Source organism: Microcystis sp. LE19-41.2A, assembly GCF_027530405.1.
Taxonomy (GTDB): domain Bacteria; phylum Cyanobacteriota; class Cyanobacteriia; order Cyanobacteriales; family Microcystaceae; genus Microcystis; species Microcystis aeruginosa.
The window spans coordinates 1-11,177 of the sequence record NZ_JAPZQJ010000606.1 but is presented as its reverse complement, the minus strand read 5'-3'; the positions used below and the strand labels follow the sequence as shown (position 1 = coordinate 11,177).

Here is an 11,177-nt window from a genome sequence, read left to right as displayed (position 1 = left end):
TTGTTAGGGAAGTGGGGAAGTGGGGAAGTGGGGAAGTGGGGTGTGGGGTGTGGGGTGTAGGGTGTGGGGAGAATAAATAAATAAAAATAAACTCCTGACTCGGAGAATACGGACCCCACCAAGAAACTTTTTCAGTAAACCCTAATTATTCGCTAAAGAGATAATTACTGCGATCGCTAATTGGCCAATCTTGATTTTCTCCACCGATAATTAAACGTTTAATATCGACAAAATCCTTACTTAATTGGGTCAAGGCATTGATTAAAATATCTAAAGCAATAAGATCGCTAGTACCAAGGTCAAACCAACAACGTCCCCAAGTACCTAAGTATTCAAAATCGGTCATATTGTGCATCGGTGACATAAAGGCATTTTCGGCCATATCTGGATCGTATTCCATATAACTAATATCGACTCCTACCTCTTGTACCTGTAGGTTTTCGGCATTGAAAGCCCCTAATTTACCCAAATAAAACCAAGAGGCAAAAACTTCTTCTACATATTGCTGTTCTATATTCGAGGGAACTGTGGAAAATTCCAGCCAAAACCAGACATCAAAAGGATTAAATTCGCGAAATTGCACTTCCATGTTTTTAAAGGTAAAAAGTAAAAAAGAGGTTGGGTGTTAGGGTGTTGGGGGTTCGCAGTTCGGAGTCAAGAGTCAGGAACTCACCGTTCGCTTATTTTAAACTTAGGGAGCTTCGATAAATGAGGCTAACTGCTTTCTGTACAAGGCTTTTAGCCGACTAAGTGGGGAGCGAGGGACTATTTTGGGCAGTCATCTTCGCTGTGCCTGGGCATTGCTACAAAAACGAAGCAATTGTGATTTTAAGTAGGTTAGTTGGCACACTGCGAAGCGGCTCCCTTCGAGATCGCCTTGGATTAATTTTCTCCAAGTTAACCACCGCTAGGTCTTCTGAAAACTTTATGCTGTAAGCTTTTTTCGCCATGATAATAAGGTCGAGTTCAAAAATTTGAGCGAACGGTGAGAGGAGCAATATGCTGTAGGAACGGTTAAGTCTAAGATTTTTCAACCTAGACCAAGTTTCAATGCTTTTTAAAACTATGACAAAAAATCCAGAAGATAAGCAATCTATTCATTTAGATCCTAAATGTTTCTCTATGAAATCGACTAGGGTTGCTTTCGGAACAGCACCTATTATCTGATCGATCTTTTGACCCTTTTTGAAGAGTATCAGAGTGGGAACGCTGCGAATGTTATACTGACTAACAGTTCGCGGATTTTCATCTGCGTTCACTTTGACAACCTTTACGCGACCTGCATATTGTTCAGCAATCTCATCCACGACTGGTGCAACCATACGGCAGTGACTACACCAAGGTACATAAAATTCAACCAGAACAAAAGTATTACTTTCTAAAACTTCTTCGGCAAAGGTTTTGTCAGTAATTGGTGTAACTTGAGCAGATGCTTGACTACCCCATCCATTTAAGCCAAGAATTAAGGCAATCGTAACTAAAAAATAGGCTATAATTTTGGTTATTTGCTCGTTATTAATCATCGTTTTCTACCGTCCTTAGCGGGAAATAGTCACCAAATAATCTACTTTTCGAGGCAACTGACGCTGAACTTGCTGTTGTGGCTGTCCTTCTACAAGGCCAGGATATAGATCCTCTTTGTATTCTTGAAAATTAGAATACTCATCTCGATGATGTAATCGATAATCTTTGGCTTCAACAGCTTTACCAATCTGCTCAGACTTTAACCCAGAATTGCCTGTATCTACGATAAAATCAACAGATATACTATCTTTTAGGGCAACATCGGGACTAGCAAAACTAATTATAGGAACATTATTGTTAATACCGATAACTCTAAAAGTTAAGTGGTTAGTTTTTCCGTAGTTAGGCTTACTCAGAACGACAGCATAAGCCGGGTCAGTAGAACGAAGTGAGTTTACATTAACTGACTCCCACACCCCCCCCTCTTTTCCAATGTCATCGGTTTCACCGACACTTTGATAATAGTTAGCAGATACCTTTTTAGAAGCCAGGGTGTTTTGGAATTTATTCAACTCAGTAGTTCCTAAAGGGATGATAATCTTCGGTAACGGATTGCCCGGAGGTTTTATCTTTGTGTAAATATTCTGAGTTAACTGATTGACGTTATTTGTTGGGTTAAGCTGGGAAGCTTGACTTAATTGAACTCCAGTTGTCGTTTCTACGATCCGACTAACTGTTGCCTTGTAAGATACTTGAGAGAAAACAGGAATTACACACAAAAGAGTGATTGTTAAGGCAATTAAAACCACCTTGTGAATTCTAAGAAGTCTCAATTTAAGTTTCATGACTGATTTTCCCTGGGTATTTTAAATTTCTGGTTTTTGTCAAATATCGGCTTTAGAAACAGCACATCTAAAACCATATTGCAGGTTTTTTTGGCTAATATCTATTAGGTGCGGTGTTTTATGGATCGGATATAAAGCTATGTCTTGTCCATAAGAGCCTCCCTTAACAGGTTGTTTGTTATGATCAGATTTCAAAGAAGCAGATATGTCATTATCGACTAACGAGCCAACATACCAAATATCTGTCCATTCAAAAGCATTACCGATCAGATCAAAGACACCGTATATACTCTGTCCATCGGGATAACTTTTAACTTTCTCCGCATGGCGATCATCCCAATTATCCTTATCTCGCCATTTATCGCCAGTATTTGCTTTAACTTTAGTGGGGTCAGGTTTATCCCCCCAAGGATAATTATATTTTTGGGGTTTGTCAGATGATTTATATATGCCATAAGCAGATTTCTCCCATTCAAAAACAGTTGGTAATCGTTTTCCTTGCCAAGCGCAGTAAGCGAAAGCGTCTTTCCAATCGACATTGACAACTGGTGCATCTGGTTCTTTACTCCATTTATTATAAAAAGGCGGATTCCACCTGTCAGGTTTATGGTTTTGGGGATTCTCTTTATAGAAAAGTTGATCTCCAGATAATTTCTGATATTTTGCTGGATTCTCCTCAATCTCTTGCAAAAACTGTCTATATTCAGCATTAGTTACCTCATGTTTGTCAATATAAAAACTGTCTAACTCAATTTCCTTTTCCTTTTCCTTTTTGCTTTCAAGGGGATTGCCAATTAAAAACTGGCCCTTGGGGATAAGTGCCATATCTTGAGTTAAATTTCCTGATAACTTATCAGTTGGTATTTGGATAGTGATAGGATTTAAATAACGCCTGTATCCTTCTATTTTTACTGGATACCTAACAAGATAGCCATTGTTTTTTACTTCAACATAGTAAAATCCTTTTGGCAAACCCCCCAAATCTGGAAGTCCCCAACTCACTTTTACTTCTTTTACATTACCGTCCTTTTCCACAGATAATACTCTTGTGGCATGATTCAAATTTTCTCCCTGTATTGATTCTACCTTTAAACGACCAATATCATTCGGAATGACCCGTATTAAATAAACAGAAATCACGGAGAAGAGCAAAACAATTAATCCTTTCAAGCCACGGTCGCTATAATATCGCCATAAGCTATGTTGAAGTAATTTTTCTTTTTCAGAATCTAAATCAAGATTGGCTTTAAAGGGTTCAATCTCCTTAAATTGATTGACAGGAATAAGATGTCGATAAACTTTCCAATTTGCGAAACATCTCTCAAAAAGTTCTTGTGCTTTCTTAATTTCTAATTCTTTAATATCATACCACTTATTTACTTTCTGCACTAAATATTCATGGGTTAAAGAATATTTTTTTTCCCCAGGGATTGTTTCTATAAGACGGCTTCTGTCTAGCCTTTCAAGGACTGCTTCTATTTCCGTTTGAGCATTACCAATTTGTTGAGAAATTTCCGTGAGAGACTTAAAAGCACGAGTTCCTTGACTCGTAACCATTTGCTTGAGAATTAACTTCGCTTCTTCCCGTTCTTGAGGCAGAAATTGGTCAAGAATTACATCCACATATCCCTGCAAAATTCCCTTAACACCACCCAGTTCTTGATAGAGATTTTCCTCGATAATAACTGTTTCTCCTGCTTGTAGTTGCTCCTGATATCTTGTTCTCGCTTCATCAAACAGTCGGTTACAAACAATCTGAAGATGAACGGGTTCGACTTGCTCAGGCGATTCTTCATTAATTCCCTTGAGAAGTTGAGGTAGAAGTTGATTCTCTAATAAATCAGGATGGTAGATAATATTAGGATAGAGGCGTTGCAACGGTTTTTTAATCGCACTGAGAGCTTCACTTTTGTTTAAAGGTTTTAAATAATAGAAGTAACTCTCAGTATTAAATTCTGGTGATGTTTCCCAAAATTCTCCTAAATTTCCATAAAAATCCTGGCGGATAGAAATAATAAAGGTAATTGATGAAGCTTGAATCTGATTTAAGCATTCACCAAATTCTTGAGTGAACTTGGCCCGCTGCTGTACTGGTAAATTTAAAAAGAATCTTTCAAATTGATCCAAGAAAATCGCTAAGGGACGTTTCGACTCATGGCGTACCTGATTTAAAACTTCAGCCATTGTCTGACAATGACTCAGATCGATATTGACATTTTCAAGATTATTAATTCCCTCTTTAATTAGGTCGGTGGGATAGCCATAATCTCTAAAAACGATGGTAAAGTAACCTCTTTCTACCAGTCTGGGAATGATACCAGCATTAATTAAAGATGTTTTGCCACTTGCCGATTTTCCATTAATTAGCACTAATTTATGACTAGAGATTTTGGCAACCAGTAAATCCGAGACAACTTCCCGACCATAGAATATATCAGCATCCGTCGTGTCATAGTAACTTAGAAACTTATAGGGATCTTCTTGGCTAGGTCGATCCTCTTGACGGTATTGACTCCAACTTACAGAAGTTGATGACAAGGCATAAAATTTAATTTCATATTTGTTACCACCAACAACATCACCTCGAACGATTGCTTGATCGCCAAAGGAGATACTTGTACTCTGGTTATTTATACTGTCTTCCATAGCCATTACCTCATCACTCAAAAGTAGTTAACCGTATGTAGAAAACAATGATGCTAGAAATTAGACAATAAGTGAAAGTCCGATCATTTTAGCGACTTTTACGAGAATTGGCCAAGCTTTAGTTCCAATTTCCCCAACATCTTTCACCTTGTCAAGGATATCTTTAGTATCTGAGAGATATTGCCCAAATTTTTCTTGGGATTCCTGAGAATTGCTAATACCTCCTTTTTTAGCTTCATTAATCGCAGCAGCGACTTGACCGACGGCTAAATCTTTGTCATCTCCATCGATGGAAGACTCTTTGATTGATGCTTTTAATTGTTTAAGAAGCTCTAAGAGTTCTTCTTGAGAAAATGACGACTCAGCAGTCGCAGTTGTAGTGACTATCTTATCTCTACCAACTAGATCGCCTCCAATAGTGGCATTGTTACCAATAGAAATATTAGCTCCCTGATTGTCTTTAGTCGAACTACTCATTTTCCTGTTCTCCTCTTCAGCACTAATGTAACCAAATATGTATCTGAATCTGCCCTCACTAGGACATGGAATAATAAGATATTACACCTAATCCTATCTCACCGTTCGCTTATTTTAAACTTAGGGAGCTTCAATAAATGAGGCTAACTGCTTTCTGTGCAAGGCTTTTAACCGATTAAGCGGGGAGCGAGGAACTATTTTGGGCGGTCAGCTTCGCTGTGCCCGCGGCATCGCTACGAAAATGAAGCAGTTATGATTTTAAGTAGGTTAGTTGGCACATTGCGAAGCAGATCCCTTCGAGATCACCTTGTATTAATTTTCTCGAAGTTAACCACCGCTAGGTCTTCTGAAAACTTTATGCTGTAAGCTTTTTTGCCATGATAATAAGGTGGAGTTCAAAAATTTGAGCGAACGGTGAGTCAGGAGATTGCGTTTTATTTGTTCTCCCCATTCCCCCATCTCCCCACTTCCCCTATCCCCTAACTCCTATGCTGTAATTTCCAGAGAAAACTAGCGAGGAGATTGGTGATAATATGAGCGAGGATCGGGATTAATAAATTACCGGTGATGATGACGGTATAACCGAGGGCAAAACCGACAACAGTTGCCCAGATAACATAGGGCCATTGTTGGGAACCGCTAAAATGGAGGATGCCAAAAATTAGACTAGAAACGGTTAAACCAAAGATATTTAAGCCCAAAGCTGGCAAAATCACCCCGCGAAATAATAATTCTTCACTTAACCCTGGCAGTAATCCAATCCAAATTAAATCGGGCCAAGCTAAAGGTTTAATGACTAATTCTAAGTAAGCATTAGCACTATGGCGATAACTAGACCAAAAACGATAGAGAAGCCCACTAATTCCACTAATTGCCCCCGCTAAGGCTAATCCGAACAGGAAATCCGGGAGAGTCCAGCGAATGGCGGGAATAGCGATCGCACCGAAATATTGCCAAACTTTGGCGACTACCAGCAAGATAATCGCCGTTACCGCCATAATGGTGAGGACTTGTGTGCGTGTCAGGGGATCAAATTCGGAATTAGGGGAATTAGTCACGGATTCTCGGATAAACAGCGTAAAGAGTTTAAATTAGGGCGAAGAGATGCTAGGTTAACCCCTGCCCGTTGACAAACGATCGCACCGATCGCCTCCATATACGAGTGTACCCTAATTGCTTTCACCCCTAGGGGTTCCGGGGCCACCTTCATTCTTGTACTATTTTCCTGTACGGAAATCAGTACAGTTTTTTCTTGACAAAAACTCAAAACTGTGCTAGAACCGCACGCACTGGCGGGAACGATCAGCGCGTCCACCTCCCGGCTCCAAATAGCATCGGGACCGGGCCGCTTGACCAATTGGGGGGCGCGACTCAAACCCACCAAAACGCAGGGTAAAAAAGTATAACCGATTTCTTCGGCCGCGGCCTTGGGGGAAAGTTGCGGATCGAGGGGCAGCGGACTTAAAGCGGGAGCGTGGGCTGCCGGTATTTGGAATTGTCGCACCACCAGATGGGAAATTACCGCTTCGGCCCCGGCAAGGGGATCCACCCCCTGACCATGGCGATAATTAGCCAGGGCAATGCTATCGGGATCGTCGGGAAAACGGGCAACAATGGCGATCGCTTCTGCCCGGCCTTGGTTAATCAGTTTTTCTGCTCCCCGCAGCAAGCTGTCGGGATTGCCAATTGTTCCCCAACTGGCCCCGGAGGCTGCCTCTCGCAACTGCACATTTAGGGGGGCATCGGTGATCAGGTAATCGGTGAGATCTAAGCCTAGGGTGGCCCGGACAGCATCGGCAGCCTGAAGGTGTCTTTGCAAGAGGTCAAATTCAATGGCGCGATCGAATAGTAACCCGATGCGATTTTGATGGACGGGACTTAATCCCCAATCCCCCCGGGCAAAACGATCTAAAGCGTAACCCTCTACATAATAGGTGTTGTCCAGAGGCCAGTACAGTTGTGCGCCGTTGAGGACATTGGGATGGGTAATTAGGCGATCACAAACTTGGGCGATCGCTCTGGCCACGGGAATGCCATCCCCAGCATAACCGCCAATCGCTGCCCCGATGCCGGTGGGAATAATTAGTACGGCGGTATAGGGACGGGAATTCACGAGGCAGTGGTGACAATCGCTTCGACTTTGACTTGATTATTCTCGCTATCCACTTCTGTGATTGCCCAACGCAAGGGTTCACCCCGTTTGGCTAATTCTTTTTCGATTTCTTGCTGCAGTTGTTGCGGGGTTTCCTGTAGGTCGATTTCGGCACTAATAAAGTGAGTGGTCATGGGGATTGTCTGGGGATAGTTATCCCCTCAGTTTATCAAGATTTTGCCCTCTTGCGCTGGTTTATCAGCCCTCTGGGTCAGGAACCACAAAGACACGAAGGACACAAAGATCGATCGCCGCCATACATATAAGTTAAACTGATCACACAAAGAATAAAAAAGCCAGAGCTATTCTCGTACTATGATTAATAGTAGGCTTTCCCCTAGAGATTATGATCGCAGTTCCCAACTACATCAGTCCCCAAGAATATCTCGCTATCGAGCGCCAGAGTCAGATCCGTCATGAATACCGACGTGGTTTGGTTTATGCGATGGCCGGCGGTACGGATAATCACGAGCGCATCGCCTTCAATTTTCTCAAAGTCATTGACGAACATTTCGGCGACTCTACAGACTGTCGGTTTTACTCGGGTAATGTCAAGGTTAACTATCAAGATCAGTTTTATTACTATCCCGATGCTTTTGTTACCTGCGATCCGCGCGATCGCCAAGATCGTTATCTGAAACGCTATCCGAAACTAATTGCGGAAGTGCTTTCCCCCAGTACGGCCGCTTTTGACAAGGGCGAAAAATTCCAAGATTATCAACAGATAGAAACTTTAGAAGAATATGTATTAATTTCCCAAGAAATCCAGCGCGTGGAATGCCGTCGCCGTAATTCTCTGGGGATATGGGAAACGACTATTTACGAGACAGGCGATCGCGTAATCCTGTCAAGTATTAACCTAGAGTTAGCGATTGCCGATCTCTACCGCGGAATAGATTAAAATGTGAACTACTCTCAAGGGAGTTGAGAGCTTGCTGCTTCCATGGGAATGGATAGACAGCATTTAGTTTACTTGTACTAACTAGCTCGGCAATTTTCCAGCCATTGTTCTAAATCCTGTAGTGACTGAAAATCTAACAAAGCTTCTCCCAAGTTTTCTAACTGTTCTAGGTCAAGACTGCGGATATTGGGCAATAATTCGGGAGAAATGTCCCCTAAACGCCGATTTAATTGACGTAAAACTAGGTTAGCTTCTCCCTCTTGTCGTCCCTCTTGTCGTCCCTCTTGTAAACCTTCCGACCAGATTTCTTGATAGATAACTGATTCTTTCATGATGTCTTTCCTCAATAATCGTTGAATGATGTCTTTCTCTAATACTAACCCGGCTAGAATTGCGGTAGATGCAGCCAGATTACTTTGTTCTCGACTATCGCTGATTTGCTCGATTTCTTGGGCAATTTGCCGCAGTAAGTTTTCTTGTTTCTCAGCTTGAGCAAGTATGGCAAAAGGAAACAGTCCGGGAGCCTTTAATAGGGGTTCCGAGGGTTGTTCCCAGAGTCTAATCACTTCAAATTGATGAGAGGTTTTCCCTTGTTTATAATCATTCTGTCGGACTTTGGGGGAGTCACTTTTCCTTAGATAAATAACCACTTGATGGAGTCGTTCCACACCCACAATAGGCATCTAAAATTATGTCTCCTTTATTCTCCCCCCCCGAATTTGTCAAGTATTCTCCGTTTTTTATTGATGAACACGGAAAAAGCCAATCAGGGAGAGACTAGAAAGGTTAGAAAGTTGAGATTTAACGAGTCCGTTGATGCGGTCTAAGAGCAAGCGCGGATGAAGAAATAAATGGCCATCAGTAGCAGAAAAATATAAAAAGTAATCCGCACCAATCGATCCGGTAATTTCGGTAAAAAACGAGTGGTTACTTGTACACCTAGGGAACCACCGATACCTAAAATAATCCCTTGTAGATAAAGAATATAACTGGCTTGGGCATGAGCGAAACAGGCGGCGATCGAATTGAGTAAAACCACACCTAAACTGGTGACAATGGCGATTTTGATCTTTTCTGCCAAAAAAATCATTTGTAGTGGCACCATGATCGCCCCACCGCCAATTCCGAAAATACCGGCTAGAAATCCAGCGATTCCTCCGGTTAGCAGACAGGCTAGATTAGGATTCAATCTAATGGCAGAAACTGGCTCTTTTTGGCTTAAATTTTGCTTGAGATTGGTTAAATAGATATTGAGCAGTAAAAAACAACCAAAAGCCGCTTCTAGGAGGTGTTTGGGGCTATATTTGACCAGATAGACCCCGATAAATGCCGTAAAAATCCCGGGTAAACCTAAGAGGAGAACTCGCTGCCATTTGAGGGAACCTAATCGCCAATTTTGGAGCGTACCTCCTAGGGAAGTGAAAACGATCGCTAAACTGCTGGTAGCCACCGATTCCCCGTAACTGTGGCCCAAATTTAACAGGATCGCCACGGAGATAGTGCCACCCCCAATACCGAATAAACCCGCTAATAAGCCCGAAAAAACGCCCGTTATCAGTAAAATCAAGTAATTGTCTGCCATTATCTTCGTTTCATGGCCTTGAAGGGTCTGAATTTGCTATCATACATAGGGGCAATGGTAGAACATTTTCTCGAAGAAAGGGCTATTAACTAAAATTTAGTGATCAATGGGGCTAAATTATTGACAATCACCTGATATTTTTTCTGATTTAATTAGGGTTTGCTGAAAAAATAAGGGCGAAGGATTCGGATAGAAAATCTACGGTTTCAGCGATAGGTTATGCCCGAATGCTTCGCCCCTAAAGGACTTGCACCTGTTTCGCAAAACCAGCCACTAAAACCCTTACCTCGTCTATATTTCACATTTATTCAGCAACTCCTAATTACATAACCTTTATCCCTGCACTGCTGAGAAACTTACCTATGACTAAAAGAGCTTTACTACTAATCAATCGTCACTCGCGCAAGGGTAAAGAAAACTTTGCTCAAACTGTTGATCTGCTCAATAATTGGGATTTTGAAATTATCAGCGTCCCTTTGAAAAAGGTAGAAGATATACCTTTTTTGCTGGAAAAATATCGCTCTAGTATTGATTTAGTTATTGTCGGTGGTGGCGATGGGACTCTTAATGCTATGGCGGATATGTTGGTAGAAACTCAACTGCCTTTAGGCATTATACCTCTGGGAACGGCTAATGATTTAGCCCGGACTTTAGGGATACCGAATTCTATTGCCGAAGCCTGTCGAATTATTGCGGAAGGTAATTTAAAATATATCGATCTAGGTTGGGTAAATAATAAATACTTTTTCAACGTGGCTAGTTTAGGATTAAGTGTGAAAATTACCCAAAAACTGAACAAGGGTTTAAAGCGACGTTTGGGGATTTTGGCCTACGCTTGGACAGCTTTACAGGTATTAAGTAAAACTCGTCCTTTTACCGCTATGATCGGTATTGATGGCCAAAATATCAAAGTTAAAACCCTACAAATAGCGATCGGAAATGGTCGTTATTATGGGGGAGGAATGCCGATCGCTCATGATGCCCAAATCGACGATCAAAGGTTAGATTTATATAGCCTAGAAATTGAACACTGGTGGCAAATTTTCCCGCTTTTATGGACATTACCGCGAGGACAACAGGGTTTATTATCTTGGGTGAGAACTCTTAAGG

The 11,177-nt window shown here is 41.5% G+C and carries 11 protein-coding genes and 1 pseudogene; 2 read left to right on the top strand and 10 right to left on the bottom strand.

Translation table 11 applies throughout. From position 1 onward, the window contains the following. Window positions 1-145: 145 nt before the first annotated feature. The 8 genes from O9290_RS25255 to O9290_RS25220 form a co-directional block, all read right to left on the bottom strand. Complete coding sequence (locus O9290_RS25255; RefSeq protein ID WP_046660663.1) at window positions 146-589, bottom strand: DUF3531 family protein; 444 nt, start codon at window positions 587-589, stop codon at window positions 146-148. Window positions 590-1,097: 508 nt separating this feature from the next. Further along, window positions 1,098-1,412: a thioredoxin gene (trxA, locus tag O9290_RS25250; protein ID WP_502846477.1), complete on the bottom strand. Its 315-nt coding sequence runs from the start codon at window positions 1,410-1,412 to the stop codon at window positions 1,098-1,100. 126 nt (window positions 1,413-1,538) lie between these two features. Next, window positions 1,539-2,309, bottom strand: a complete 771-nt coding sequence (locus tag O9290_RS25245) for a hypothetical protein (RefSeq protein WP_288056547.1) — start codon at window positions 2,307-2,309, stop codon at window positions 1,539-1,541. 39 nt (window positions 2,310-2,348) lie between these two features. Then, window positions 2,349-4,961 carry an nSTAND1 domain-containing NTPase gene (locus tag O9290_RS25240; RefSeq protein WP_288056548.1) on the bottom strand — a complete coding sequence of 871 codons (2,613 nt, stop codon included), beginning with the start codon at window positions 4,959-4,961 and terminating at the stop codon, window positions 2,349-2,351. 54 nt (window positions 4,962-5,015) lie between these two features. Beyond that, window positions 5,016-5,432, bottom strand: coding sequence for a hypothetical protein (locus O9290_RS25235; protein ID WP_288056549.1), 417 nt, complete (start codon window positions 5,430-5,432; stop codon window positions 5,016-5,018). Window positions 5,433-5,911: 479 nt separating this feature from the next. Beyond that, window positions 5,912-6,490: a CPBP family intramembrane glutamic endopeptidase gene (locus O9290_RS25230; protein WP_288056550.1), complete on the bottom strand. Its 579-nt coding sequence runs from the start codon at window positions 6,488-6,490 to the stop codon at window positions 5,912-5,914. Continuing rightward, window positions 6,487-7,545: a DUF3326 domain-containing protein gene (locus O9290_RS25225; RefSeq protein WP_002762816.1), complete on the bottom strand. Its 1,059-nt coding sequence runs from the start codon at window positions 7,543-7,545 to the stop codon at window positions 6,487-6,489. Before O9290_RS25225 ends, O9290_RS25230 begins: the two co-directional genes overlap by 4 nt. Then, window positions 7,542-7,718, bottom strand: a complete 177-nt coding sequence (locus tag O9290_RS25220; RefSeq protein ID WP_002762817.1) for a DUF8621 family protein — start codon at window positions 7,716-7,718, stop codon at window positions 7,542-7,544. The genes O9290_RS25225 and O9290_RS25220 overlap by 4 nt, the downstream gene beginning before the upstream one ends. Window positions 7,719-7,930: 212 nt before the next feature. On the opposite strand from O9290_RS25220, the gene O9290_RS25215 reads away from it, so the two are divergent. Continuing rightward, a complete protein-coding gene (locus O9290_RS25215; protein WP_288056551.1) occupies window positions 7,931-8,485 on the top strand; it encodes a Uma2 family endonuclease in 555 nt (184 codons plus the stop codon). A 77-nt stretch (window positions 8,486-8,562) separates the two neighbouring features. On the opposite strand, the pseudogene O9290_RS25210 reads toward O9290_RS25215, so the two are convergent. Together O9290_RS25210 and O9290_RS25205 are read right to left on the bottom strand one after the other, a co-directional pair. Continuing rightward, window positions 8,563-9,144 (bottom strand): annotated as a pseudogene (locus O9290_RS25210) (Rpn family recombination-promoting nuclease/putative transposase); the annotation flags it as partial. Between the two features lie 164 nt (window positions 9,145-9,308). Continuing rightward, on the bottom strand, window positions 9,309-10,067 hold the full coding sequence (locus tag O9290_RS25205) for a sulfite exporter TauE/SafE family protein (protein WP_002762830.1): 759 nt from the start codon (window positions 10,065-10,067) through the stop codon (window positions 9,309-9,311). Between the two features lie 362 nt (window positions 10,068-10,429). On the opposite strand from O9290_RS25205, the gene O9290_RS25200 reads away from it, so the two are divergent. Continuing rightward, window positions 10,430-11,177: lipid kinase (locus O9290_RS25200; RefSeq protein WP_288087652.1), on the top strand; the 748-nt coding region annotated here is incomplete at its 3' end.